The organism is Streptomyces sp. NPDC025806 (genome assembly GCF_055558275.1).
In genome coordinates this window covers 37749-62743 of sequence record NZ_JBVHMU010000003.1, presented here as the reverse complement: position 1 = coordinate 62743, position 24995 = coordinate 37749, and the positions used below count along the sequence as shown (strand labels likewise).

20 protein-coding genes are annotated in these 24995 nt (G+C 71.3%); 7 read left to right on the top strand and 13 right to left on the bottom strand.

What is annotated here, in order from left to right; genetic code table 11:
• Positions 1-5: 5 nt before the first annotated feature.
• The 3 genes from ACZ4E1_RS07430 to ACZ4E1_RS07420 all read right to left on the bottom strand — a co-directional run bounded on the left by ACZ4E1_RS07430 (position 6) and on the right by ACZ4E1_RS07420 (position 4843).
• Entirely contained in the window at positions 6-812 is an 807-nt protein-coding gene (locus tag ACZ4E1_RS07430) for a GNAT family N-acetyltransferase (RefSeq protein ID WP_467536781.1), read from the bottom strand.
• A gap of 169 nt (positions 813-981) precedes the next feature.
• Positions 982-3102, bottom strand: a complete 2121-nt coding sequence (locus tag ACZ4E1_RS07425) for an IucA/IucC family protein (RefSeq protein WP_467536780.1) — start codon at positions 3100-3102, stop codon at positions 982-984.
• A 112-nt stretch (positions 3103-3214) separates the two neighbouring features.
• Positions 3215-4843: a diaminobutyrate--2-oxoglutarate transaminase family protein gene (locus ACZ4E1_RS07420; protein WP_467536779.1), complete on the bottom strand. Its 1629-nt coding sequence runs from the start codon at positions 4841-4843 to the stop codon at positions 3215-3217.
• Positions 4844-5479: 636 nt separating this feature from the next.
• Here ACZ4E1_RS07420 and ACZ4E1_RS07415 point away from each other — a divergent pair.
• Positions 5480-6703, top strand: coding sequence for a trypsin-like serine peptidase (locus tag ACZ4E1_RS07415; RefSeq protein WP_467536777.1), 1224 nt, complete (start codon positions 5480-5482; stop codon positions 6701-6703).
• Between the two features lie 284 nt (positions 6704-6987).
• Positions 6988-8184 (top strand): trypsin-like serine peptidase, encoded by a 1197-nt coding sequence (locus tag ACZ4E1_RS07410; RefSeq protein WP_467536775.1) that lies wholly within the window; start codon positions 6988-6990, stop codon positions 8182-8184.
• Positions 8185-8318: 134 nt separating this feature from the next.
• On the opposite strand, the gene hflX is transcribed toward ACZ4E1_RS07410, so the two are convergent.
• The 6 genes from hflX to miaA all read right to left on the bottom strand — a co-directional run bounded on the left by hflX (position 8319) and on the right by miaA (position 16275).
• The gene (hflX, locus tag ACZ4E1_RS07405; protein WP_467536773.1) at positions 8319-9815 is read right to left on the bottom strand and encodes a GTPase HflX; all 1497 of its coding nucleotides are present in this window, start codon (positions 9813-9815) and stop codon (positions 8319-8321) included.
• 215 nt (positions 9816-10030) lie between these two features.
• The gene (locus ACZ4E1_RS07400) at positions 10031-11497 is read right to left on the bottom strand and encodes a M1 family metallopeptidase (RefSeq protein WP_467536771.1); all 1467 of its coding nucleotides are present in this window, start codon (positions 11495-11497) and stop codon (positions 10031-10033) included.
• A 78-nt stretch (positions 11498-11575) separates the two neighbouring features.
• Positions 11576-13696: a RelA/SpoT family protein gene (locus ACZ4E1_RS07395; RefSeq protein ID WP_467536770.1), complete on the bottom strand. Its 2121-nt coding sequence runs from the start codon at positions 13694-13696 to the stop codon at positions 11576-11578.
• Between the two features lie 139 nt (positions 13697-13835).
• On the bottom strand, positions 13836-14705 hold the full coding sequence (gene dapF, locus ACZ4E1_RS07390) for a diaminopimelate epimerase (RefSeq protein WP_467536768.1): 870 nt from the start codon (positions 14703-14705) through the stop codon (positions 13836-13838).
• A gap of 56 nt (positions 14706-14761) precedes the next feature.
• Entirely contained in the window at positions 14762-15229 is a 468-nt protein-coding gene (locus ACZ4E1_RS07385) for a hypothetical protein (RefSeq protein ID WP_467537580.1), read from the bottom strand.
• Positions 15230-15336: 107 nt separating this feature from the next.
• Positions 15337-16275, bottom strand: a complete 939-nt coding sequence (gene miaA, locus ACZ4E1_RS07380; RefSeq protein ID WP_467536766.1) for a tRNA (adenosine(37)-N6)-dimethylallyltransferase MiaA — start codon at positions 16273-16275, stop codon at positions 15337-15339.
• A gap of 182 nt (positions 16276-16457) precedes the next feature.
• Between miaA and ACZ4E1_RS07375 the strand changes: the two genes are divergently transcribed.
• Entirely contained in the window at positions 16458-16736 is a 279-nt protein-coding gene (locus ACZ4E1_RS07375; RefSeq protein ID WP_467536764.1) for a hypothetical protein, read from the top strand.
• Between the two features lie 56 nt (positions 16737-16792).
• Positions 16793-17065, top strand: a complete 273-nt coding sequence (locus ACZ4E1_RS07370) for an antitoxin (RefSeq protein WP_467536762.1) — start codon at positions 16793-16795, stop codon at positions 17063-17065.
• 164 nt (positions 17066-17229) lie between these two features.
• Here ACZ4E1_RS07370 and ACZ4E1_RS07365 read toward each other — a convergent pair whose 3' ends face one another.
• Both ACZ4E1_RS07365 and miaB read right to left on the bottom strand, forming a co-directional pair.
• The gene (locus ACZ4E1_RS07365) at positions 17230-17949 is read right to left on the bottom strand and encodes a class III extradiol dioxygenase subunit B-like domain-containing protein (RefSeq protein ID WP_467536760.1); all 720 of its coding nucleotides are present in this window, start codon (positions 17947-17949) and stop codon (positions 17230-17232) included.
• A gap of 88 nt (positions 17950-18037) precedes the next feature.
• Positions 18038-19573, bottom strand: coding sequence for a tRNA (N6-isopentenyl adenosine(37)-C2)-methylthiotransferase MiaB (gene miaB, locus ACZ4E1_RS07360; protein ID WP_467536759.1), 1536 nt, complete (start codon positions 19571-19573; stop codon positions 18038-18040).
• 137 nt (positions 19574-19710) lie between these two features.
• On the opposite strand from miaB, the gene ACZ4E1_RS07355 reads away from it, so the two are divergent.
• A complete protein-coding gene (locus ACZ4E1_RS07355) occupies positions 19711-20715 on the top strand; it encodes a TAXI family TRAP transporter solute-binding subunit (RefSeq protein ID WP_467536757.1) in 1005 nt (334 codons plus the stop codon).
• A gap of 42 nt (positions 20716-20757) precedes the next feature.
• Here ACZ4E1_RS07355 and ACZ4E1_RS07350 read toward each other — a convergent pair whose 3' ends face one another.
• Both ACZ4E1_RS07350 and ACZ4E1_RS07345 read right to left on the bottom strand, forming a co-directional pair.
• A complete protein-coding gene (locus tag ACZ4E1_RS07350) occupies positions 20758-22209 on the bottom strand; it encodes a sensor histidine kinase (RefSeq protein WP_467536755.1) in 1452 nt (483 codons plus the stop codon).
• 22 nt (positions 22210-22231) lie between these two features.
• The gene (locus ACZ4E1_RS07345) at positions 22232-22918 is read right to left on the bottom strand and encodes a response regulator transcription factor (RefSeq protein ID WP_467536753.1); all 687 of its coding nucleotides are present in this window, start codon (positions 22916-22918) and stop codon (positions 22232-22234) included.
• A 252-nt stretch (positions 22919-23170) separates the two neighbouring features.
• Between ACZ4E1_RS07345 and ACZ4E1_RS07340 the strand changes: the two genes are divergently transcribed.
• Together ACZ4E1_RS07340 and ACZ4E1_RS07335 are read left to right on the top strand one after the other, a co-directional pair.
• A complete protein-coding gene (locus ACZ4E1_RS07340) occupies positions 23171-23950 on the top strand; it encodes an amino acid ABC transporter ATP-binding protein (protein WP_188336472.1) in 780 nt (259 codons plus the stop codon).
• Between the two features lie 100 nt (positions 23951-24050).
• Positions 24051-24971 (top strand): glutamate ABC transporter substrate-binding protein, encoded by a 921-nt coding sequence (locus tag ACZ4E1_RS07335; RefSeq protein WP_467536750.1) that lies wholly within the window; start codon positions 24051-24053, stop codon positions 24969-24971.
• The last annotated feature ends 24 nt before the right edge of the window (positions 24972-24995 follow it).

The following is a 24995-nucleotide window of genomic DNA, read 5'->3' as shown; positions in this document are numbered from 1 at the left end:
GTGTACTAAAAGTGATCGGCTCGCAGCACGGAGCGCAGAGCTCGGTCACGGACCATGAGCGCGGCTCGCTTGTCCGGCAGGTCGACCTCGGCGGAGAGGCGGAAGCCGGCGCTCAGAAAGGCTGAGACGGAAGGGGTGTTGCGGATGTCGGGTTCTGCCACGACACGTGCGCAGGAGGGCCGGTGGTCGAGGATCAGGTCCGCGACCACGGTGAGGAGCGCCGTGCCAAGACCTCGCCCCCGGTCGGCGACGCCGCCGATGAGCAGATGGATACCGGTGTCGTGGGGGCGGGCCGGGTAGTAGCGGGCGAGCGGGTCCAGGTCGGCGCGGTAGATCTCCCAGTAGCTCATCGGGGTGCCGTCCAGGACTCCGAGGCAGGGGATGCTGCGGCCGTCGCCGCTGAGCTGCGGGCGCAGGTGTTCCGCGGTGACGGTGTCCGGGCCCGCTAGTTCCCAGAAGGCCGACACGGCCGGGTCGTTCATCCACCGGCTGATGAGGTCCAGGTCCCGGTCGAGCCGCACGGGCACGAGTTGGAAGACGCCTGCGGGTGCGGCGGCGGGGCCCCACTCCCCCACGTTGTCGAGCAGGTCGTGATCGAGCGGGGGCAGCGGGTCCGGGCTCGGCCGACGCTCGCCGGCGGGCCGGGCCGCGGGCAGGGCGCCGTCCTGCTCGGCGATCAAGCTGAGCAACTCGTCGGGGAGCCGCAGGTCCACCGTGTCCCGGCCGTCCTCGTCCTCCGCGCGGGATGCGGTGACGGCCGGATCGGCGGTGGGGGTGGTACCGGCGTCGGTGCTCGCATCGGTCGGGGGCACGGCGGGTTCCTCTCGGGCGGTGGGTGAGGTGCGGCCCTTCGCAGGCGGAAGGGCTGGTCGTCAGGGCCGCCGGAAGGTTCTCGGCGGAGGGCAGTGGCACAGGCAAGGACAAAGGGAGTGCCGGAGCCGGGGCAGAGAGAGAAGGAGAGCCATTGAGAGGAGGCGCCCCTCAGGAAAGGAGAGGGTTGGCGATGGTGACGTAGACGGACTGGGTGTCGACCGGGCCGACGAGTTCGTCGAGACCGTGGAGGCGAGTGAGCAGGTTCGCCTTGGAGCGCAGGGTGGTCGTCTCTAGCAGTCGGCTCGGGAGCGGGCTGCGCAGACGATCCGGCCCGGTGGCGGCGCCTTCGAGGAAGCGACGGAAGGCTGCGAGCAACAGACGTTCGTCCGCGAGCTGTTGGGAGCCGAAGGCTCCGATGAGGCCGAGGACGTTGTTGATGCCGAGGTAGTAGGCGAAGCGCTCGTCGGTGACCTCGTCGGAGACGAAGGTGTCACTGCGCTGCCCGATGCCGGGAAGCCTGCCGTCGAGCTCGATGCGCCGGGACTCCCGGAAGTAGTAGCCCTGGTTGTCGCGATAGCGCCCGCCGGCCGGCCATCCGTCGGGGTCCAGCAGCAGGACCGTGTTCTGTTGGTGGGCCTCCAGGGCGATGCCTGCCTCGCTGTCGAGCCAGAGCACCGGGCGCACGACGTGTTCCAGATAGCGCAGGAACCACTCGGCGGACACGGCTCCGAGGGATCGGCCCGTGCGCGCGGCGAGGCCGGTGACGAGGTCGGCGAGCCGGGAGCTCATGGGGCGGCTGTCGGCCTGGCCGTCCACGGAGCTGGTGGAGGGACGGGGCGAGACGAGGCCGGCGACGCAGCACGCGTCGCCCTGACCGAAGGGGTTGTTGCGGATCATCACGTCGAGGCCGGGCACGGGGTCGCCGGACGGCGCGTCGACAGCGAGCCAGGCCGGGTCTCTGACGATGTCGAAGCCGGGGTGGGCGGCACGCCATTGCGCGGCGAGACCGGTGCGCAGGAGACGGTGGACCTCTACGCCCCGGTGGAGTTCCTTACGGAGGTTCTCCCTGCGGGAGTTGGTGATGCGCAGGCCGAGGGAGAGCTTGAGCATCGCCGGGGAGCCGGGGCGGTACAGGGTGCGCACGGAGGAGGTGGGGTACCAGGCGTCGCCGTGGGTGCCGAGGTCGCGCAGCAGGCCGGAGTCGAACAGAGCTGTGGTGTCGGCTCGGTGCTGAAGTTCGCGTGCCTGCCAAGGGTGCATCGGCAGCGCGGCCCAGCCCTGGGGCAGTGACAGTTCGGTGCCCGCGAGTCGGGCGGTCAGGTCGGCGGCGGTTACGGGGCGGCCACGCTCGGTCCAGGCGGAGTCCTGGGCCAAGAGGTCGGGTGAGACGGCGATCCAGTGGAGAGGGAAGGAGCCACGCACTTCGGGTGAGTACAGGCGCCCCTCGGATTCGGAGAGGCCTTCGCGGCTCTTCGGAGTGGGGTGCAGTGGGTGTCCGAGAAGCAGTGACTGCTCACCGGCGAGAAAACGGTCCAGGACGTCGACGGGCCGGACGCGTCGGTCGGCGATGAATGCGGCGGTGCGCCGGACCGAGTCGGCGACCTGGCCGACCAGGTCGCTGCCGTCGCCGGAGGGTACGGGAGCGGGGCCGCGGAGGAGGGCGGCCGACGGGTCGGACACGGCCGCCTGGCGACCGGTAGCTCCTGCGGGCTCATCGCTCTCGGTATCCGGCGCCGTCTGCCCGGCCGGCGTTGTCGCACTCGCCGCCTTCGCGTCTCCGGAATCTTCGGGCGCGGCGCCGTCGGGCGCGGCGCCGTCGGGCGCGGCGCCGTCGACGGAACCTTCCGTGCCGGGCCCGGATTCTCGGCTCAGCAGGGCGGCGAGGGTGACGGCGTCGGCGTACGGCGCGGAGCGGGGGCCGTTCTCGAGGCGGGGCAGGCCGAAGCGGTGCCAGCCGGTGGGCGACCAGTAGTGGACAGGGACGAGGAGTGCGGTGCCGCTCGCGGGCAGGGGGACGCGGAGCGGGCCGCGGGAAGGAGGAGCGATGTTGTTCTCACGGACCCAGCAGCGCAGCAGGTTCTCGATCGCGGCCGCCTGGGCGGCGGTTGCGGCGTCGGTGTGTTCCAGGAGGTCGAAACCGTCGAAGGTGGCGCGCGGGCGGTCTCCGTCCTGGCCGTCGGCGGTCTTCTGGCGGGGGACGGTGTCCCGGGCCACGGCGAGAGGGGCCGGTGTGTCGCAGGCGCCGGCGGAGGGTCGGGGACGGCCGTCGGAGGCGGGAGTCGCGTTCAAGGGGGCTTCCTCGCGTGGGGTGGTGGGCTCCGTGATGCGGTGGTCCGGTCGGTCCGGTGTGCCGATTCCGCGGTGGGTCGGGGCGGGCCGCTGGGGGCTCGGCCGGCTCCGGTCAGGTGAGGTGCCGGGTTCGCGCGACGGCGGCGAACGCGTCCGCGAGCCGGTCGATGACGGCGGCGGCCTGCTCGTCGGTGATGGTCAGCGGCGGCAGGAGGCGTACGACGCTGGAGTGGCGTCCGCCGAGTTCGACGATGAGCCCGCGCTCCAGACAGGCGTCGCGCACGGCACTGGCGATGCCCGGCGCCGCGGGACGCGGCGCCGGGCGGTTCGCGAAGAGCGGGTCCTCGGTGTGGAGGGATCTGGAAGTGAAGAGGTCGCCGTCGCGTGCCTCCTCACCCCGTACGTCGCGCCGTACAGCGCGCCCGCGTACGTCGCGGCCCCGCGCGCCGCCGTCCTGCTCGGGAACCTCGGGGCCGCCTCGGTGGAGGCCCCGGCCTTCGAGCCCGGCCGTGGGCCCGGACGTAGAGGCCGAGGCGGAGGTGGACGTGGGCCCGCCCGAGGACGGATCGGGGTCGACCAGCTCGACGCCGATCATGAGCCCCCGGCCGCGGACGTCACCGATGTACGGGAACTCCTTGGCCAGGGCGTTGAGTTGGTCGAACATGCGGGCGCCGAGCGTGGCGGCGCGGGCGGCGAGGTCGTTCTCCCGGACGTAGGAGAGGGTGGCGGCGCCGGCGGCCATGGCGAGTTGGTTGCCGCGGAAGGTGCCGGCGTGGGCGCCCGGGGGCCAGACGTCGAGGTCGTCGCGGTAGACGATGACGGCGAGCGGGAGGCTGCCGCCGATCGCCTTGGACAGGACCATGACGTCGGGGACGACCCCGCTGTGGTCGACGGCCCAGAAGGCTCCGGTGCGGCCGACACCCGTCTGCACCTCGTCGGCGATGAGGGGGATCGAGCGTTGCTCGGTGATGGCGCGCATCCGGCGCAGCCACGCGTCGGGGGCGGGGATCACTCCGCCCTCGCCCTGTACGGGTTCGAGGATCATCCCAGCCGGCTGGGGCACTCCCGCCTTGGTGTCGTCGAGGAGCGACTCGGTCCAGTGGGCGGCGAGTTCGGCGCCGCGGGGACCGCCGACGCCGAAGGGGCAGCGGTAGTCCTGAGGATAGGGCAGGCGCGTGACGCGGACGTCCGTGGCACCACCGGACGCGGCCAGCGCTCCCGCGGTCATCCCGTGGTAGGCGCCGGTGAAGGCGAGCAGGCCGGTGCGACCGGTGGCGGCACGGACGAGTTTGAGGGCGGCCTCGACGGCGTCCGTCCCGGCGGGGCCGCAGAACTGGACGCGGGCACGGTCGGCGAGGCCGGGCGGCAGGGTGCGGAACAGCTCGGTGGTGAAGGCGTCCTTCACCGGCGTGGCCAGGTCGAGGACGTGCAGCGGGGCCCCCGAGTCGAGGACACCGCGGATGGCTTCGAGCACCACGGGGTGATTGTGGCCCAGGGCGAGCGTGCCGGCTCCGGAGAGGCAGTCCAGATAGCGGCGGCCGTCGGCGCCCTCGATGGTGAGCCCCCGTGCCCGTACGGGCACGATCGGCAGCGCACGTGCGTAGGTCCGCGCGGCCGACTCCCGCGCGGACTGGCGGCGCAGGATTCCTTCGTGCTCGGTGGTGCCGCGTGCGGTTGCTCCGCGCGCCGCCGCATCGTGCGGGGCGGGCGCCGGCACGGGCGAAGGATCGGTCACGGCCACGTCTGCTGGTCCTCCCGCTGGGCGTACGGCCGACACGGGTCGTCGGCTCACCTGTGGGCGGCACGCAGCGGTGCGCGCTTCGTGCGGCTGTCCGGGCGCCGGGCCGGGACGGACCGAGGGCTGCGCGCCGACTGCGAATCCCCCGTGCGTACCAACGACGGGAGGGCGCGAGGAACACGGGTCGTGCTTCGACTCATGACGAGACCTTTGTCACGTGGCCGTCACACGGCGTAGGGGGCGGCCCGGTCCGGTTCGAACCGTTCGGCGGAAAGGAGCGGGGAGAAGCGGAGTGGTCCGCGCCGCGTCGACGGTGGGGCCGGGCAGGGCTCGCACTTCGCCCATTTGAAGCCGTTAGATCCCGGTTGGTCCTGCGCGGGTGCGTGCCGGAGGAGTGCCGAAGGGGGCTGACTGGACCCGTTCCGGGGGCAGGACGGAACGACGGAGTCGCAGGCCACGGCAGGGGCGGGGGGAGGCAGAAGGGGGTGTCTGCCTTGTAGCCGAACCGTTGCGGATCCGTCGGTCGGCCCCGACGGCACCGGCATAGTGTGGGGTGCCGTTCGGGGAGGGGCTCAAGGCACCCGTCCCCCGCACGAGTACGGCAGTGCAACGATGACGAAGCCCAGGGGGATTCACGACATGCGACCCACACGCCCGCTGTTCGCCGCTCGCCGCGCAGGGAGCGCGCGCGGGAGAACGACCCCCGTGGTGGCGGCTGTTGCGCTCGGCGCCGTCCTCACGCTGACCGCCACCGCGTGCGGCCCGACCGAGGACGACGCAAACAGCAAGCCGACGGCCGCCTCGCCCGCGGAGGGTGACGGCATCCAGGTTCCGGACGACATCAAGAACCGGCTCAAGGAGCACGGGATCGACCTGGACAAGTGGAAGGGCAGCGAGTGGAAGAACTGGAACAAGGACAAGTGGCTTCGTGAGGCGAAGGACTTCGTCAATCCCATCATCGACGGCCTGTGGGACTCGGACCGCATGCGGGACGCCGACAAGAACCCGGATCACGAGGTCGACGACAACGACATCTCGGGCGACCAGGGCGTGACCGACCCGACGCCGAAGCCGGTGCAGGCCGTTGCTGCCGCGACGCCGTACCACGACAGCGCTCCGTACGCGGGCAAGCTGTTCTTCGACGGGCCCGAGGGTTCCATGGTGTGCTCGGCCACGGTCGTCACCGACCCGGCGCACCCCGGTAAGTCGAACATGATCTGGACGGCCGGCCACTGCGTCCACGCGGGCAAGGACGGCGGCTGGTACCGGAACATCGCGTTCGTGCCGTCGTACAACAACGGTGGCAAGTCCGCGGACCAGTTGCAGGGTGCCGCCAAGAGCGAGGTGGCTCCGTACGGCGTGTGGTGGGGTTCCTGGGCGCAGACCTCAGACCAGTGGATCGAGCAGGGCGGTCCGACCGGCGGCCAGGGTGCTCCGTACGACTTCGCCGCGATCCACGTGACGCCGGAGAAGGGCAGCACGGGCAAGTCGCTGGAGGAGACGGTGGGTTCGGCGCTTCCGGTGAACTTCAACGCCCCGGCGGTGCCAGACATCTCGCAGCTGACGGCGAAGGGCTACCCGGCGGCGCCGCCGTACGACGGCCAGAAGCTGTACCAGTGCGCCGACAAGCCGGGCCGGCTGTCGCTGAACGACACGGACCCGACGATGTACCGCATCGGCTGCACCATGACCGGTGGTTCGTCCGGCGGTGGCTGGGTCGGCCAGGGTTCCGACGGCAAGCCGGCGCTGGTGTCCAACACCTCGATCGGCCCGGTGACTTCGGGCTGGCTCGCCGGTCCGCGCCTGGGCAAGGAGGCCAAGGGGATCTACGACGCGGTGAGCAAGAAGTACGCCGGGCAGTAGGCCGTTCCGGTTCGTGGTGGGCTCCGGGCAGCGGAGAAAGCGCTGCCGGGCCCGCCCCGGCCGGTCCGTCCGACGGTTCGTCCGGATCTCCGGCGGGAGTGCGGAAACCTTCACCACCCCGCCGCAGTTCGTCCTCGACCTCACAGGCATAGTGGGGTGCTGTGTCACAGCGGACCCACAGGGACATGCGCTCCGCCCATGACACGCTCATGACAGTTCCGCGTCGACGGCGGTGTCGCGCCGCCGGGTCCGGCGCGCGTTTTCCACTCGGGGGTACTCGCACCATGCGTTCCATACGTCCGTCCGCCACGCGCGCGCGGGGGCGTCGCGGCGCTCTCGCCGTGACCGGACTCGCCGTGGTCCTGGCGCTGACCGCCACGGCCTGCAACGACAGCAAGGACGACGCCGCGGGCGGCAAGCCCGCCGCCGGCGCGTCGCAGGGTTCCGACGGCGCCAAGCTGCCCGGGGACATCGCCGACCGGCTCAAGGAGCACGGCATCGACCCCGACAAGTGGAAGGACGGTGCCTGGAAGAACTGGAGCAAGGACGACTGGCTGCGCGAAGCCAAGGACTTCGTGAACCCGGTCATCGACGGGCTGTGGAAGCCGGAGCGGATGAAGTCCGCGAAGGATCCGAACAAGACGATCGCGGCGAAGGACTACGCGGACGACCAGGGTGTCTCCGACCCCGACCCGTCCCCGGTGCAGGCCCGTCCGGAGAAGACGCCGTACCACGAGAACGCCGCGCCGGTCGGCAAGGTCTTCTTCGACTCCCCCGAAGGCTCCATGGTCTGCTCGGGCACCGTCGTCAAGGACCCGCGCAACCCGGGCCGTTCGAACCTGGTGTGGACCGCGGGCCACTGCGTGCACGCCGGTTCGGCGGGCGGCTGGTACCGCAACATCATGTTCGTGCCGTCCTACAACGACATGGGCAAGTCCGCGGACGACCTGCGCAACGCGACGCAGCAGGAGATCGCCCCGTACGGCTCGTACTGGGCGGACTGGGCGTCGACCTCGAACGAGTGGATCAACGGCGGCGGTCCGACCGGCGGCGAGGGCGCGCCGTACGACTTCGCGGTGCTGCACGTGAAGCCCGAGCAGGGCACCAAGTCCCTGGAGGAGACGGTCGGGAACGCGCTCGACGTCGACTTCACCAAGCCGTCCGTGCAGTCGGTCGGTTCGATGGGCGCCTGGGGCTACCCGGCCGCGCCGCCGTACGACGGTCTGCTGATGCACAAGTGCCTCGACCGTCCGGGCCGGCTGTCGCTCGAGCCGACGCTGCCGACGATGTACCGCATCGGCTGCACGATGACGGGTGGCTCGTCCGGTGGTGGCTGGTTCCGCGTCCGCGGTGACAAGACGGTCCTCGTGTCGAACACATCGATCGGCCCGGCGGACAACACGTGGCTGGCCGGACCGCAGCTCGGCGACGAGGCCAAGCAGGTCTTCGACACCATGAGCGAGAAGTACGGCAGCAAGTAGCGAGCGGTGCGGCAGCGGGCCGGCGACGACCGACCGGCTGCCGTACGACGTCCGACACGGACAGGAGGGCCCGCCCCGAGCGAATCGGGGCGGGCCCTCCTGTCTGTCGTGCTGCCGTGCGGGACGGCGTCGCGTCAGCTCGCGATCGCCGCCGGAGCGTACGGCGCGAGCTCGGCCGCCAGCTCCTCGTGGACGCGCGCCTTCAGGAGCGTGCCGTCCGGGGTGTGCTCCTCGGAGATCACCTCACCGTCCGAGTGCGCCCGCGCCACCAGCTGGCCGTGGGTGTACGGCACGAGTGCCTCGACCTCGACCTCGGGGCGCGGCAGCTCGGCGTCGATGAGCGCGAGCAGCTCCGCCATGCCGGCGCCCGTACGGGCGGAGACGGCGATCGAGTGCTTCTCGACGCGCATCAGACGCTGGAGCACCAGCGGGTCCGCGGCGTCCGCCTTGTTGATCACCACGATCTCGGGGACCTCGGTGGCCCCGACGTCCCGGATGACCTCGCGCACGGCGGCGAGCTGCTCCTCCGGCGCCGGGTGCGAACCGTCGACCACGTGGAGGATCAGGTCGGAGTCGCCGACCTCCTCCATCGTGGAGCGGAACGCCTCGACGAGGTGGTGCGGCAGATGCCGGACGAAACCGACCGTGTCGGCCAGCGTGTAGAGCCGGCCGCTCGGGGTCTCGGCCCTGCGGACGGTCGGGTCCAGGGTGGCGAACAGCGCGTTCTCCACCAGGACGCCCGCGCCCGTCAGGCGGTTGAGCAGGGACGACTTGCCCGCGTTCGTGTAACCGGCGATGGCGACCGAAGGCACCTTGTTGCGCTTGCGCTCCTGGCGCTTGATGTCGCGGCCCGTCTTCATCTCCGCGATCTCACGGCGCATCTTCGCCATCTTCTCGCGGATCCGTCGGCGGTCCGTCTCGATCTTGGTCTCACCGGGACCACGGGTGGCCATGCCGCCACCGCCGCCGCCACCCATCTGCCGGGAGAGCGACTGACCCCAGCCGCGCAGGCGCGGCAGCATGTACTGCATCTGCGCCAGAGCGACCTGCGCCTTGCCCTCTCGGGACTTGGCGTGCTGGGCGAAGATGTCGAGGATCAGGGCGGTCCGGTCGACCACCTTGACCTTGACGACGTCCTCGAGGTGGATGAGCTGGCCGGGGCTGAGCTCACCGTCGCACACGACGGTGTCGGCTCCGGTCTCGAGCACGATGTCGCGCAGTTCGAGGGCCTTGCCCGAGCCGATGTACGTCGCCGCGTCGGGCTTGTCCCGGCGCTGCACGACACCGTCGAGCACGAGCGCGCCCGCGGTCTCGGCGAGGGCAGCCAGCTCCGCGAGGGAGTTCTCCGCGTCATGAACCGTTCCCGAGGTCCACACACCGACGAGCACCACCCGCTCCAGGCGGAGCTGTCGGTACTCGACCTCGGTGACGTCCTCGAGCTCGGTGGAGAGACCCACCACGCGGCGCAGGGCCGCGCGCTCGGAGCGGTCGAACTGCTCGCCGTCCCGGTCTCCGTCGATCTCGTGGCTCCAGGCGACGTCCTCTTCCATCAGGGCATCGGCCCGAAGACCTTCGGGGTAGTTCTGCGCGAGGCTCTGCGCTTCCTGGGAAGGGGAAGAAGAGGAGGTCATTGGATCCTTACGTCTGTGGTTACGTCTGTGGTGATGTCCGTGGGATTTCGGAACATCGCGACGGAGACCAGGCTCCGTCACCTGTGACAACGCTCGGCCCGGCCCCAGGATTCCCGGTGGCCCGCCGGCCGCTCCGCGCCGTCGACCTGAAGATGTTCGCACGGAACGGGGCGTCTCGTCATCAGGGTTTTTCCCCGGCGTGCCGGGCCCGAAGCCTACTTCTCCGCCGTCTTCACCGGCTCGACCTTCCAGTCCGGGTGTCCGGGCATCGGCGGCGTCTTCTTCCCGTACAGCCAGGCGTCGAAGAAGCCGGTCAGGTCCCGTCCGGCGATCTGTGAGGCGAGCGCGACGAAGTCGGCGGTCGTGGCCGTGCCGTCGCGGTGCGTGCTCACCCACTGCCGCTCCAGGCTCTCGAAGGCCTCCGTGCCGATCTCCTGGCGCAGCGCGTACAGGACGAGGGCGGCGCCGTCGTAGACGACCGGCCGGAAGATGCTGATCTTCTCCCCCGGCGCGGGGCTCTTCGGGGCGGCCGGCGGACCTCCGTCGGCGCGCATGGCGTCCGACGCCCCGTAGGCGGCGCGCATCCGCTTCTCCATGGGGCGGTCGCCCTTCTCCTGCGCGTACAGCTCCTCGTACCAGGTGGCGTGTCCCTCGTTGAGCCACACGTCGGACCAGGTGCGCGGGCTGACGCTGTCGCCGAACCACTGGTGGGCGAGTTCGTGGACCATGACCGACTCGACGTACCACTTCGGGTACTCGGAGCGGGTGAAGAGGTCGCGCTCGAAGAGGGAGAGTGTCTGCGTCTCGAGTTCGAAGCCGGTGGTGGCGTCCGCGATGACCAGCCCGTAGTTCTCGAACGGGTAGGCGCCGACCTTGCTCTCCATCCAGGCGATCTGCGCGGGGGTCTTGGCGAGCCACGGGTCGAGCGTCTTGACGTCCTTGGTGCGCACCACGTCCCGTACTTCCAGTCCGTGCGGGCCCTCCCGGCGCAGGACGGACGAGCTGCCGATGGAGACCTGGGCCAGCTCGGTGGCCATGGGGTGTTCCGTGCGGTAGGTCCAGTCGGTGGTGTCCCCCGCGCGCGTGGTGCTCACGGACCTCCCGTTGGCGACGGCGGTCAGGCCCTTCGGCGTGCGGACATGGAACGTGAAGTACGCCTTGTCCGACGGGTGGTCGTTGCACGGGAAGACGCGGTGTGCGGCGTCCGCCTGGTTGGCCATCGCGAGGCCGTCCTTGGTGCGCACCCAGCCGATCTCCTCCTTGCCGGGCACGGGGTCGCTCGTGTGCTCCACGGTGATGTGCAACGGCTGCCCCGGCACGACCGACCGCGCCGGCTCGACGACCAGGTCCTCGCCCTTCGTCGTGAAGTCCGCCCGCAGGCCGTTGACCTTCACGGAGCGCACCGTGCCGTGCGAGAAGTCGAGGTTGATCCGGTCGAGCAGGTCCGTCGCCTGCGCGTCGATCTTGGTGACGGCGTCGAGCGGCTTGCTGTTGTCGCCCCGGTAGGTGAAGGCGATGTCGTACGAGCGCACGTCGTAGCCGGGGTTGCCGAGGTGCGGGAAGAGGCGGTCGCCCACGCCGAGCGGGGTCGCGGACTGCGGCGCGGCGGCGGCGAGCACGGCGAGGGAGACACCGGCGGCGAGCAGTGCGGCGGTGCGGGGCGTTCGGGAGCTGAGCAGCATCCCCTACGGCTATCAGCGCGCGCCCCGAAGGCCGGGACGGCACGCGCCGGACCCACCCGAACGAGACCCCGGGTTCGCTCAGTGCGCCCCGGCGGCGGCGTGCCGGGCGCGGTCCACGTCGTACACGCCCGGCACGTTGCGCATCGCTCGCATCAGGTTCTGGAGGCGGTCCGCGTCCGGGAGTTGGAGGGTATACGTGTGGCGGACGCGACCCTGGTCGGGCGGGTCGACCGTCGCCGAGATGATGGCGACGCCCTCGAGCGCTATGGCTTCGGTGAGGTCCGCGAGGAGGTGCGGGCGGCTGAAGGACTCGGCGATCAGGGTGACGCGGTACTCGGCGGTCTCGGCGTCGGCCCAGCGCACGCCGATCTCCGGGCGTCCGGCCGCCTTCATGCGCGTCACGCCGGAGCACTCGACGCGGTGCACGGTGACGACGCCGCCGCGGACCGCGAAGGCGGTGATCTCGTCGGGCGGTACGGGCGTGCAGCAGCCCGCGAGGCGCACGGTGGCGCCGGGCTGGTCCACGACCGCGTTCGCCGCGGCGGGGCGGGCCGAGGGGCCGCTGTAGGCGGCGCGCGGCTCCGGTTCCGGCTCGGGGGCGCGGGGGCCCTCGGGGTGCGCGGTGAGCCAGCGGCGGATGGCGATGCGGGCGGCCGGGGTCTTGGCGTGGTCCAGCCAGTCGCGGGAGGGCTCGGAGGCCGCGTCCTGGTCCATCAGGAGCTGCACGGTGTCGCCGTCGGCGAGGACGGTGCCGAGTGCGGCCAGGCGCCCGTTGACCCGCGCGCCGATGCACGCGTGGGCGTCCTCCCCGTACTGGGCGTAGGCGGCGTCGATACAGCTGGCGCCGGCGGGCAGGCCGATGGTGCCGCCGTCGGGCCGGAACACGGTGATCTCGCGGTCCTGCGCCAGGTCCTCGCGCAGCGTCGACCAGAACGTGTCGGTGTCGGGTGCCGACTGCTGCCAGTCGAGGAGGCGGGAGAGCCAGCCGGGGCGGGTGGGGTCGGAGCGCTCGCCGACGGTGTCCAGGTGCTCCTCGCCGGAGGGCGTGTAGGGATTGCCGAGGGCGACGACGCCGGCCTCGGCGACCTTGTGCATCTGGTGCGTGCGGATGAGGACTTCGGCGACCTCGCCGTCGGCGCGGGCCACGGCGGTGTGCAGCGACTGGTACAGGTTGAACTTCGGGACGGCGATGAAGTCCTTGAACTCCGAGACGACCGGCGTGAAGCAGGTGTGCAGTTCGCCCAGGACGCCGTAGCAGTCCGCGTCCTCGGAGACGAGGACGAGCAGGCGCCCGAGGTCGGCGCCGCGCAGCTCGCCGCGCTTGCGCCGCACGCGGTGCACGGAGACGAAGTGCCGGGGCCTGATGAGGACTTCGGCGGTGATGCCCGCCTCGCGCAGCACGCCGCGCACCTCTTCGGCGATCTCGTCGAGGGGATGCTCCGCGCGGGCCGCGTTCGCCGCGATGAGCTCCCTGGTCTCCTTGTACTCCTCGGGGTGCAGGATCGCGAAGACGAGGTCTTCCAGCTCGGTCTTGAGCGCCTGGACACCGAGGCGCTCGGCGAGCGGGATCAGGACGTCCCGCGTGACCTTGGCGATCCGTTCCTGCTTCTCCTGGCGCATGACGCCGAGGGTGCGCATGTTGTGCAGGCGGTCGGCGAGCTTGATCGACATGACGCGTACGTCGTTGCCGGTGGCGACCAGCATCTTGCGGAAGGTCTCGGGCTCGGCCGCGGCCCCGTAGTCGACCTTCTCCAGTTTGGTGACGCCGTCGACCAGATAGGCGACCTCTTCGCCGAACTCGGTGCGCACCTGGTCGAGGGTCACCTCGGTGTCCTCGACCGTGTCGTGGAGCAGGGAGGCGGTCAGGGTGGTGGCCTCCGCGCCGAGCTCGGCCAGGATCAGTGTCACGGCGAGCGGGTGCGTGATGTAGGGCTCGCCGCTCTTGCGCATCTGACCGCGGTGCGAGGACTCGGCGAGCACGTAGGCGCGGCGCAGGGGCTCCAGGTCGGAGTCCGGATAGTGCGCGCGGTGGGCCTCGACCACATGGCTGATCGCGTCCGGGAGCCGGTCGCGGGTCGCGGAGCCGAGCAGCGCGGCCCGGCCGAGGCGGCGCAGGTCGATCCGTGGGCGGGCACGCCTGCGGGGTGCTTCGGGCGTGATCGGCCCGGGCGTCGCGGGGTTGGTCGCCTCCGCACTCATGAGCACCTCCGGCTTGATCGACCGGCGGCGGGCTGGCGGGGGCACCCGTCCGGACCGGTGCTTGATGCTACCGAGCCCATCACGTGGCGCAGTCCCCCTCTCGCCCAGCGTGAAACGGATCACCCATTCGAGCGAAGGCTTACGGGTTTACGGTTTCGATCGCCGCGAACCAGTCCGCGTCGATCTCACCTTCGGCCACGATGACCGCGGGCCCGGTCATCTCGATCTCCCCGTCCGCCCGCTCGGTGATGCTGAGCCGGCCGCCGGGCAGGTCGATCTCGTACGTCACCGGGGTGCCGTCAGCCACGGGGTCGTGTCCGTCGCGGCGGGCCGTGGCGACGGCCACCGCGCAGGCTCCGGTGCCGCAGGACCGCGTCTCGCCGACGCCACGCTCGTGCACGCGCATGGCGACGTGGCGCGGGCCGCGGTCCACGACGAATTCCACGTTCACCCCCTGCGGGTAGGCGCTCGCCGGGGTGAACGGGGGCGCCTCGTAGAGGGTGCCCGCCTGGGCGAGGTCCTCGACGAAGGCGACCGCGTGCGGGTTGCCCATGTTCACGTTCCGGGCGGGCCAGGAGTGGTCGTCCACGGACACGGTGACGTCGCCCTCGGGGAGCGTCGCGCGGCCCATGCCGACCGTGACGAGGCCTTCCTTGTCGATGTGGACCGCCTTCACGCCGCCGCGGGTGGCCACCGCCACATCGCCCTCGGCGACGAGACCGGCGTGCTGGAGGTAACGGGCGAAGACCCGTACGCCGTTGCCGCACATCTCGGCGACGGAGCCGTCCGCGTTGCGATAGTCCATGAACCACTCGGCCTCTTCGGCCATGTGCCGCGCGTCGGGGTGCGCGGCGGAGCGCACGACGTGCAGGAGACCGTCGCCGCCGATGCCCGCCCTGCGGTCGCAGAGCGCGGCCACGGTGGACGGCGGGAGCGCCACCGCGTTCTCCGCGTCCGGGATGATCACGAAGTCGTTCTCGGTTCCGTGACCCTTGAGGAAAGTGGTCATCTCTCGATCGTACGGGGTCGGCGCGTGAGGGGTGAGCGGGGGCCGTGTGCGGCCGGTCACCGCAGGCGCGCGACGCGCCAGACGGCCAGCACGGCGACGGACGCCACGACGACCACGTAGGCGCCCACGACGCGCCAGTCCGGTCTGCGGCCCGAGCCGCGCGGCGGGAGGCCCGGCATGGTGTAGCCGACGCGGCGGGCGGCCATCATGCCCCAGCCGGCGGCGCAGGAGCTGATCAGCAGCCCGAGCATCGCGACCACGGCGCCACCGTCGCCGAACTCGAAGAAGAGCGGGAAGGCGAACATGAGGGAGCCGAGCGTCGCCAGCATGACGATGGGCGCGAGCTGCCAGATGCGGAGCCTGCGCTGCGGACGGAGCTCGACCTCGACCTCCGCCGCCTCGTCCTGCGCGGCGATCTCCTCGACGGTCGGCCCGTCGGCGATCACGCCGTCCGGGGTCGCCTCAGGACCGTCAGGGCTCAACTGATCCCCGCCTGGTGCGGTGTCACGAGGGCCGGCCTCCATCGCCACGCGCCCTCCCACTCCGGACTCCACTGGTCGATCGATGGTCGATGATGGCACGCCCGGAGTGGCCGGGATGACCGCCCGGGCGTCCCGATGCCATCACGTGATCAGGCTGTAACCGGTCGTTCGATCAACGTCATTGCCCGGGCCGGGAGTTCCCCGCGGTCCGCGACGGCTCCGCTGAGCCAGTGCACGCGGGGATCGCGGCGGAACCAGGAGTCCTGGCGGCGCGCGAAGCGCTTGGTGGCGCGCACGGTCTCGGCGCGCGCCTCGTCCTCGGTGCACTCTCCGGAGAGCGCCGTCAGTACCTGCTGGTAGCCGAGCGCCCGGGAGGCGGTGACGCCCTCGCGCAGTCCCTGGTCGGCGAGGGTGCGGACCTCGTCGACGAGTCCGGCCTCCCACATGCGGTCCACGCGGGTGGCGATGCGTGCGTCGAGCTCGGGGCGGGCGACGTCCACGCCGATCTGGACGGTGTCGTACACGGAGTCGTGACCCGGCAGGTTGGCCGTGAAGGGCTTGCCGGTGATCTCGATGACCTCCAGGGCGCGCACGATGCGCCGTCCGTTGCTCGGCAGGATGGCGGCACCGGCCTCCGGGTCGGCGGCGGCGAGCCGCGCGTGCAGGGCGCCGGGGCCGCGCAGCGCGAGCTCCTCCTCCAGGCGGGCGCGCAGCTCGGGGTCCGTACCGGGGAACTCCATCTTGTCGATCGCGCCGCGTACGTAGAGGCCCGAGCCGCCCACCAGGACGGGCCAGCGCCCTTCGGCGAGGAGGCGGTCGATCTGCGCGCGGGCGAGCTTCTGGTACTCGGCGACGCTGGCCGTCACGGTGACGTCCCAGATGTCGAGAAGGTGGTGCGGGACTCCTTCGCGCTCCTCGGGCGTCAGCTTGGCGGTACCGATGTCCATCCCCCGGTACAACTGCATGGAGTCGGCGTTGACGACCTCGCCGCCGAGTTCCTTGGCGAAGAAGACACCTAGATCTGACTTTCCGGCGGCGGTCGGCCCGACGACGGCGATGACCCGCGGGGCGGGAGCTGCGCTACTCACCGTCCCAGTCTCGCAAACCTCCTTGCCACTTCTCGAACGAGCTACGTGACGACCCCGGTGCGGGGTCGTTGCCTGTTGCGAGGTTCCAGCCGCCGGTTTCGAGGACCGGCGACCCGGGCGGCGCAATGGGACGCACCGGGCAGGGCGGGATTTCGCCCACACGAGTACCGTATGGAGTTGAAATGGGCGTTTTTGCCATGTTCCGCCGGAAGGCCAAGGACACCGAGGAGGCGTCGTCGGCCGAGACCAAGGCCGCCGTCGTGACGGCCGACGCCGAGCCCGAGGCTGCGGAGACCGAGGGCGACCCGGCGCCGGCCTCCGCGGAGGCGGAGCAGGTCGCGGCGGACCCGGAGACGGACGAGCCGGCGGCTCCCACCGCGACGGACGCGGTGGAGATCCCGAAGCAGCAGTCCGCGGAGCAGGCGGCCGACAGCGAGGCCGGCGAGGGCGCCCGTCAGTAGTACCTGCCGGCGCACGCCCGTCCGGGCGTGGGACATCCGCGAGGAAAGTGAGATCCATGGGCTTCCTGGACCAACTCAAAGCCAAGCTCGGCCCCGCCAAGGACAAGGCCTCCGGCCTCGCGCAGCAGCACGGGGACAAGATCGACCAGGGCCTCGACAAGGCCGCCGACATGGTCGACAAGAGGACCAAGGGCAAGTACAGCGACAAGATCCAGCAGGGCACGGCGAAGGCCAAGGACGCCGTGGACCGGATGTCCGAGTCCCCCGACCGGGGGGCCCAGGGCAAGGGGGGCGACGACACCCCGCCGACCCCGCCTCCGGCCTCCTGACGCCACGCGCGTCACATCGTGCGGACGGCCGCGAAGCCATCGGGCTTCGCGGCCGTCGCCGTGTGCGCGCCTTCCTGGACGTGGCGCGCCCTTGTTGCACGTCGCGCGTCCTCATGGGCAGGCGCACGCCCTTGTAGACGTGCGCGCGCCCTGTAGAGGTGCCGCTACGTCCAGGAGGCCACGAAGTAGCCGACCCCGTAGGGCGCGTCCTCGTAGAGGAGGCGGGCCGAGGCGGGTTCCTTGTCCCAGGCCCCGACGAGGATCTGCCACGGGCCCCGGCCGGAGATCTTCAGGGCGCGGGCGAGATCCTCGTCCAGGTTCGCGAAGCGGCCTTCGTCGTCCAGGTCGCGCAGCGCGGCGGCGATCTCCGCGTCGACGCCCTCGGCGCGCTCGTCCAGGTAGCCGGGCGCCTTGACGGTGCGGCAGGCACTGCCGTCGCCCATCACGAGGAGGCCGACGCGGTCCGCGTACCCGGCGATGTGGACGCCGTCCTCGCCGTTGACCGGCCAGGAGCGGTCGTCCCTCACCTCGTAGCCACGCACCGGGCCGTCCCAGCCCGCGCGGGCGAGCAGCCACGCGCCGACGGCCAGGGAGGGCGGCAGCGGGGCCTGCGTCCCGGCCGCTCGCTCCTGCGAGGGAGCGGCGCCGAGCGTCACGTCGAGGTCGACGCCGAAGGGACGGAAGGATCCTCGGGCGCCGGCCGCGTGGTGCGCGTTCCGCGTCCCCTGGCCGACGACCACGATCAGCTCGGGGCGGGCCGCGATCACCGCCCCGATCGCCTCGTCGCACGCCGCGCGGGCGGCGTCCAGCTCGGGGGCGGCACCCGCGGCCACCTCGGGCACGAGCAGTGGGGGGCAGGGGCACACGGCGGCAGCGACAAGCATGATCGGCAGCCTACTGCGCGAGCGGTCGCCCGTGGCCGGGGGCCGGTCGCGCACGGGGCGGCGGAGCGGGCCCCGGCGGGCGACCGCGTCAGTCGACGGCGCAGCCTCCGGTGGCCGCCGGCAGCGGCTCGGGGACGCCGACCTTCGGCAGGCCCAGCAGGACGCCCTGCGCCTTGTCCTGCGTCTCCTGGGTGCGCTTCTCCCAGGCGTCGCCCGCGCGGGTGCGGCGCACGCTCAGGACGGCGCCCTCGGCGAGCAGGTGGTGCGGGGCGGCGTAGGTGATCTCCACGGTCACCACGTCACCGGGGCGGACCTCCTCGTCCGGCTTCGTGAAGTGCACCAGGCGGTTGTCGGGGGCGCGGCCGGACAGGCGGTGGGTGGCGCCGTCCTTGCGGCCCTCGCCCTCGGCGACCATGAGCTCCAGGGTGCGGCCGACCTGCTTCTTGTTCTCCTCCCAGGAGATCTCCTCCTGGAGGGCGACCAGACGCTCGTAACGCGCCTGCACGACCTCCTTGGGGACCTGGTTCTCCATGGTGGCGGCCGGGGTCCCGGGGCGCTTGGAGTACTGGAAGGTGAAGGCCTGGGAGAAGCGGGCCTCGCGCACGGCGTGCATCGTCTGCTCGAAGTCCTCCTCGGTCTCGCCGGGGAAGCCCACGATGATGTCGGTGGTGATGGCCGCGTGCGGGATGGCGGCGCGGACCTTGTCGATGATGCCGAGGAAGCGCTCCTGGCGGTACGAGCGGCGCATCGCCTTGAGGACCGTGTCCGAGCCCGACTGCATGGGCATGTGGAGCTGCGGCATCACGTTGGGCGTCTCGGCCATGGCGGCGATGACGTCGTCGGTGAAGTCCCGCGGGTGCGGGGACGTGAAGCGGACCCGCTCCAGGCCCTCGATCTGACCACAGGCGCGCAGCAGCTTGCTGAAGGCCTCGCGGTCGCCGATGTCGCTCCCGTAGGCGTTCACGTTCTGGCCGAGCAGCGTGATCTCGGAGACGCCCTCGCCGACGAGGGCCTCGATCTCGGCGAGGATGTCGCCGGTCCTGCGGTCCTTCTCCTTGCCGCGCAGCGCCGGGACGATGCAGAAGGTGCAGGTGTTGTTGCAGCCGACGGAGATCGACACCCAGGCCGCGTACGCGCTCTCGCGGCGGGTCGGCAGCGTCGACGGGAAGGCCTCGAGCGACTCGGCGATCTCGACCTGCGCCTCTTCCTGGACGCGGGCGCGCTCCAGGAGGACGGGCAGCTTGCCGATGTTGTGCGTGCCGAAGACGACGTCCACCCAGGGCGCCTTCTTGACGATGGTGTCGCGGTCCTTCTGAGCGAGGCAGCCGCCCACGGCGATCTGCATCCCGGGGCGCGAGGCCTTGCGGGGGGCGAGCCGGCCGAGGTTGCCGTAGAGCCGGTTGTCCGCGTTCTCCCGCACCGCGCAGGTGTTGAACACCACGACGTCGGCGTCGCCGTCGGAGCCTTCGGGGGCGCGGACGTATCCGGCGCCCTCCAGGAGGCCCGAGAGGCGCTCGGAGTCGTGGACGTTCATCTGGCACCCGTAGGTGCGTACTTCGTACGTCTTGGGGGGATTGGGAGAACGATCGTCCACGGCGGACGGACGCGGGTCGCTGCTGCTCATACGGACAAGGGTATGGGGTTCGCGGGGGCGCCCCGTGCCGCCTCCTCCCGTCACGCCCGGCACCCGGCGGCGGCCGGGCCGTGACGTGCGCCGTCAACCCTGGTCAGCCGCCGCCCCCACCTGGCAGGATCGCGCCCATGCCGCTCACCGCCCTCCGTCGCCTGCGCCCGGCCCGCCGCCACGTCCTGCGGGGGTCCGTGGCCGGGCTCGTGGTGGTCGGGCTGCTGCTGTGGTGGCTGCTGCCGCTGGAGGACGAGGCGCCGAGCGGACAGGTGACGTTCAGCACCGGCGCCCCGACGGGCGTCTACGAGAAGTACGGGAACCTGCTGAAGGCCGCCATGGCGCGTGATCTGCCCGGCGTCGACGTGCGGCTCGACGGCAGCGAGGGCTCGTGGGACAACGTGCGGCGGGTGGCGACCGGCAAGGCCGACTTCACGATCGCCGCCGCCGACGCGGTCGCCAAGTACCAGCTCGAGGGCCGGCCCGGCGCCGAGCGGCTGCGCGCCTGCGCCCGCCTCTACGACGACTACATGCAGCTCGTCGTGCCCCGCTCGTCCAAGATCAGGTCGGTGGCCGATCTGCGCGGCAAGCGGGTGGCCGTGGGCGGGAGCGCGTCCGGCGTGCGGCTGATCGCGAACCGGATCCTGCTGGCGGCGGACCTGGATCCGGAAAAGGACATCGTCCCTGTCGGCCTCGGGATAGACACCATGCCGACCGCTCTGCAGGCCGGTCAGATCGACGCCTTCTTCTGGTCGGGCGGCCTGACGACGGAGCATGTGCGCAAGCTGTCGGAGCGGTTCCCGATCCGACTCGTCGAGCTCGGCAGCCTGATCGACGAGCTGCACGCCCAGGGCGGCTCCTCGCGCTACTACAGGGCGGCGACGATGCCGGCCGACGCCTATCCGCACGCCCAGCACGGCAAGGCGGTCAATACGCTGGCCGTGGCGAACCTGCTGGTCACGACAGAGCGGATCGATCCGGCGATGGCTGAGGAGGTGACCCGCACGGTCATCGACAGCCGGGACCACATCGGCGCGCGGGTGCACGCGGCGCAGCTCGTCGACCTGCGCACCGCGATCTACACGGATCCGCTCACCCTGGACGAGGGCGCGCGTCGGTACTACCGCTCGGTGAAGCCCTGAGCCCTGCGCCGCCCCGACGTCCTGTGCCGTGACGTGCCGCGGCTACCGCTCGGCCAGGTCCTGCCCGGCGTCCGCCCCGGCGCCCTGGCGCGGCAGCGGAGCGGTCCTCGGGACCCGGAGCGTCACGCGCAGCCCGTGCGGTTCGTGATGGGCGTACGCGATCGAGCCGCCGCCCGCGGTGAGCAGGGCGCGGGAGATCGACAGGCCGAGGCCGGAGCCCTTCACGTTCTGGTGCCGGCCGCTGCGCCAGAAGCGGTCGCCGATGCGGGCGAGCTCCTCGTCGCGCAGGCCGGGGCCGCCGTCGGTGACCTCGACGGCGGTGCTCTCGCCGCCCGCGAGGACCGTGACCGTGACCTGCTCGCCCTCGGGCGTGAACTTGAGCGCGTTGTCGACCACGGCGTCCAGGGCGCTGGACAGGGCGATCGGGTCGGCCCAGCCGGTGACGGCGGGGCAGTGCGCGACCAGTCGTACGCCCTTGTCGTCGGCCGTGAGCCGCCAGGCCTCGACGCGCTCGGCGGCGAGTTCCCCGATGTCGGTCAGCTGGAGGTCGGCGCCGGCGTGCTCGGCCAGGGCGAGGTCGAGCAGGTCGTCGAGGACGCGAGCCAGGCGCTTGCCCTCGGTCTGAACGGATGCGATCTCCTCGTTACCCTCCGGTAGTTCGTAGGACAGGACCTCGATGCGCAGCAGCAGGGCGGCGAGCGGGTTGCGCAGTTGGTGCGAGGCGTCGGCGACGAAGGCGCGCTGCTGCTCCAGCACGTCCTCGACGTTGTCGGCCATCTCGTTGAACGACCGGGCCAGGCGCCTGAGTTCCGGCGGACCGCCGGCCGCCGCGACCCGTGATTTCAGCCGGCCCGTGGCGATGTCGTGGGTGGTGGCGTCCAGGACGCGTACGGGCCGCAGCACCCAGCCGGTCAGGCGCAGCGCGGCGCCCACCGCCAGCAGCATCGCGGCGACCTCGCCCGCCGCGATGATCAGCCAGCCGCGCAGCGTCTTGGCGCGCATCGCACCGGTGGGCGAGTCGGTGACGACGACGGCGACCACGTCACCGTCCCGGATGACCGGGGAGGCCACCACGAGCCGTCCGTGGCGCCAGGGCCAGACCTGGGACGGGTCGTGGCTGCGGCGCGAGTACAGGGCCTCGTCGAACGCCTCGCGCAGGGCGCCTCTGGCGGGCACCCCGAAGGCGCGCGGCGAGCGGGCCATCGGCACCTGGTCGCGGAAGAAGACGCCCGCCCTGATCCCGTAGACGGCGTAGTAGCGGTCGAGTTCCTTCTGGAGGGTCTGCCGGCGCTCGTCGGGGGCCTGTGCGCCGTTCTCGCCGGGCCGTGTGGTGACGAACTGGGCGAGGGAGGCGAAGCGGGCGGTGTCGTCGATGCGGTCGACGACGACCTTCTGCTGCTCGGCGGAGGCCACGCTCACGGCGAGCGGGAAGCCGAGAGCGAGCAGGACGCCCGCCATGAGGACGATGAGCAGCGGAAGCAGACGGGCGCGCACCCGAGGGACTCTACGGCTTCCGCTAGGCGGCCGGGGCCACGAGCCGGTAGCCGACGCCGCGCACGGTCTCGATCAGGGCGGGCATGCGCAGCTTGGCGCGCAGGGAGGCGACGTGCACCTCCAGGGTGCGCCCCGTGCCTTCCCAACTGGTGCGCCACACCTCGCTGATGATCTGCTCCCGGCGGAAGACGACCCCGGGCCGCTGCGCGAGCAGGGCCAGCAGGTCGAACTCCTTGCGCGTGAGCGGCACGGCGGCGCCCTCCACGGTGACCTGCCGCGTGGGCAGGTCGATGACCACGTCGCCGAGCAGCACCTCGTGGTCGGAAGCGGGGGCGGCCTCCTCCTGGACGCTGCGCCGGCTGACCGCGTGGATACGGGCGAGCAACTCCCCCGTGTCGTACGGCTTCACCACGTAGTCGTCGGCGCCGAGATTCAGCCCGTGGATGCGGGAGCGGACGTCCGCGCGCGCGGTGACCATGATGACGGGCGTCGTGGTGCGCTTGCGGATCTTGCCGCAGACCTCGTAGCCGTCCTGGTCGGGCAGGCCCAGGTCGAGCAGGACGACGCCGAAGCCGGCCGGGTCCGGGACGAGGGCCTGGAGGGCCTCCTCCCCGTTGCGCGCGTGCCGCACCTCGAAGCCGTGCCGGGAGAGCACGGCGGACAGGGCCGCGGCGACGTGATCGTCGTCCTCGACGAGCAGCAGTCTCATTCCGGCCCCCTCACCTGTGTCGGTCCCATGCGTTCACCAAGGCATCCACGCCGATCCATGAGGAAGTCGTCAAGAGGCTGCGGGCCCCGTCCGCGTTCCGTTATGCAGCCGGTACGCACGGGCCGCACCCCTTCACGCATCGTGTCCGGTTGCGACCGGATCGTTATGCTCAATTTCCCCTCAGATGTAATGACGCTGGTCGTACCGGGTTACTACTGTCCTCCCAACCGAGGAGGATGGAGCAAGACCCCGATGACCGAAGTTTCGGTGACCAAGGACGCCACTCCCCCCGCGGGCGACACACTGGTCGCGCTGAGCGCAGTCAACAAGCACTTCGGCGCTCTGCACGTGCTCCAGGACATCGACCTGACCATCGCGCGAGGCGAGGTCGTGGTCGTCATCGGCCCGTCGGGCTCCGGCAAGTCGACGCTGTGCCGCACGATCAACCGCCTGGAGACCGTGGACTCCGGGTCGATCACGATCGACGGCAAGCCGCTGCCCCAGGAGGGCAAGGAGCTGGCCAGGCTGCGTGCCGACGTGGGCATGGTCTTCCAGTCCTTCAACCTCTTCGCGCACAAGACGGTGCTCGAGAACGTGACGCTGGGCCAGGTCAAGGTCCGCAAGGCGGACAAGAAGAAGGCCGAGGAGAAGGCGCGCGCGCTTCTGGACCGGGTGGGCGTCGGCGCCCAGGCGGACAAGTACCCCGCGCAGCTGTCCGGCGGACAGCAGCAACGTGTCGCCATCGCACGGGCGTTGGCGATGGACCCGAAGGTGATGCTCTTCGACGAGCCCACGTCGGCGCTCGACCCGGAGATGATCAACGAGGTCCTCGAGGTGATGCAGCAGCTCGCCCGGGACGGCATGACGATGGTCGTGGTCACGCACGAGATGGGCTTCGCCCGCTCCGCCGCCAACCGTGTCGTCTTCATGGCGGACGGCCGCATCGTCGAAGAGGCCACCCCCGACCAGTTCTTCAGCAATCCGCGCAGCGACCGGGCCAAGGACTTCCTGTCGAAGATCCTGCACCACTAGACGCGCGCCGTACGTGCGCCCTCGGACCGAGCTCGGACCGAGGCTCCGCGCGCGTCGATTTTTCAGACTGCCGAATCTGCCGACACGAAGGATGCTCACCATGAATCTCCGCAAGTCCGCCGCTGTCGCGGCCACCGTCGCCGCTCTCGCCCTGACCGCCACCGCGTGTGGCGGCGAGTCCGGCAACGCCGGTGACAAGCCCGCCGGTGGTTCGGGTGGCAAGAACCAGCCGAAGCTGCCGACGTACACGGTCGCCAAGGACGTCAAGGTCGACTCCCCGACCCTGAAGAAGGCCCAGAAGGCCGGCAAGATCGTCTTCGGCGCCAAGGACGACCAGCCGTTCCTGGGATTCCAGGACACCGACGGCAAGCGCTCCGGTTTCGACATCGAGATCGCCAAGATGGTCGCCGCCGACCTCGGCTTCAAGCCCGACCAGATCGAGTTCAAGACGGTCGACTCGAACGTCCGTGAGACGACCATCTCCAAGGGCGAGGTCGACCTCTACGTAGGCACGTACACGATCAACGACGAGCGCAAGAAGCAGGTCGGCTTCGCCGGCCCGTACTTCCTCGCCGGTGCCGACCTCCTGGTGCGCGCCGACGAGAAGGGCATCACCGGCCCCGACTCGCTCAAGGGCAAGACGGTCTGCTCCATCAAGGGCTCGACCCCGCTGCAGGAGATCAAGAAGCCCAAGTACGGCGCGAAGACGGTCGAGCTGTCCAAGTACTCCGAGTGCGTTCAGCAGCTGCTGAACAACGAGGTGGACGCGGTCACCACGGACGACGCGATCCTCAAGGGCTACGCCGCCCAGCGCCCGACGAAGCTCAAGGTGGTCGGCAAGCCGTTCACCAAGGAGCCGTACGGCATCGGCATGAACAAGGACGACAAGGCGCTGCGCGACGCGGTGAACAACGCCATCGAGGCGCACGAGAAGAACGGCGACTACAAGAAGGCGTACGACGCGACGCTGGGTCTGTCGAAGTCGGCCTACACCGAGCCGCCGGCCCTCGAGCGCTACTGATCGAGCGCCCTTGACCGGCGCGCT

Excerpts from the sequence above, each read along its gene's own strand:
- ACZ4E1_RS07370 (WP_467536762.1), top strand. The coding sequence starts at position 16,793 with ATGGGCTTCCTGGACCAACTCAAAGCCAAGCTCGGCCCCGCCAAGGAC.
- ACZ4E1_RS07415 (WP_467536777.1), top strand. The coding sequence starts at position 5,480 with ATGCGACCCACACGCCCGCTGTTCGCCGCTCGCCGCGCAGGGAGCGCG.
- ACZ4E1_RS07365 (WP_467536760.1), bottom strand. The coding sequence starts at position 17,949 with ATGCTTGTCGCTGCCGCCGTGTGCCCCTGCCCCCCACTGCTCGTGCCC.
- ACZ4E1_RS07410 (WP_467536775.1), top strand. The coding sequence starts at position 6,988 with ATGCGTTCCATACGTCCGTCCGCCACGCGCGCGCGGGGGCGTCGCGGC.
- hflX (WP_467536773.1), bottom strand. The coding sequence starts at position 9,815 with ATGACCTCCTCTTCTTCCCCTTCCCAGGAAGCGCAGAGCCTCGCGCAG.
- ACZ4E1_RS07400 (WP_467536771.1), bottom strand. The coding sequence starts at position 11,497 with ATGCTGCTCAGCTCCCGAACGCCCCGCACCGCCGCACTGCTCGCCGCC.
- ACZ4E1_RS07340 (WP_188336472.1), top strand. The coding sequence starts at position 23,171 with ATGACCGAAGTTTCGGTGACCAAGGACGCCACTCCCCCCGCGGGCGAC.
- ACZ4E1_RS07345 (WP_467536753.1), bottom strand. The coding sequence starts at position 22,918 with ATGAGACTGCTGCTCGTCGAGGACGACGATCACGTCGCCGCGGCCCTG.
- ACZ4E1_RS07385 (WP_467537580.1), bottom strand. The coding sequence starts at position 15,229 with ATGGAGGCCGGCCCTCGTGACACCGCACCAGGCGGGGATCAGTTGAGC.
- ACZ4E1_RS07375 (WP_467536764.1), top strand. The coding sequence starts at position 16,458 with ATGGGCGTTTTTGCCATGTTCCGCCGGAAGGCCAAGGACACCGAGGAG.
- ACZ4E1_RS07355 (WP_467536757.1), top strand. The coding sequence starts at position 19,711 with ATGCCGCTCACCGCCCTCCGTCGCCTGCGCCCGGCCCGCCGCCACGTC.
- ACZ4E1_RS07335 (WP_467536750.1), top strand. The coding sequence starts at position 24,051 with ATGAATCTCCGCAAGTCCGCCGCTGTCGCGGCCACCGTCGCCGCTCTC.
- miaB (WP_467536759.1), bottom strand. The coding sequence starts at position 19,573 with ATGAGCAGCAGCGACCCGCGTCCGTCCGCCGTGGACGATCGTTCTCCC.
- ACZ4E1_RS07395 (WP_467536770.1), bottom strand. The coding sequence starts at position 13,696 with ATGAGTGCGGAGGCGACCAACCCCGCGACGCCCGGGCCGATCACGCCC.
- dapF (WP_467536768.1), bottom strand. The coding sequence starts at position 14,705 with ATGACCACTTTCCTCAAGGGTCACGGAACCGAGAACGACTTCGTGATC.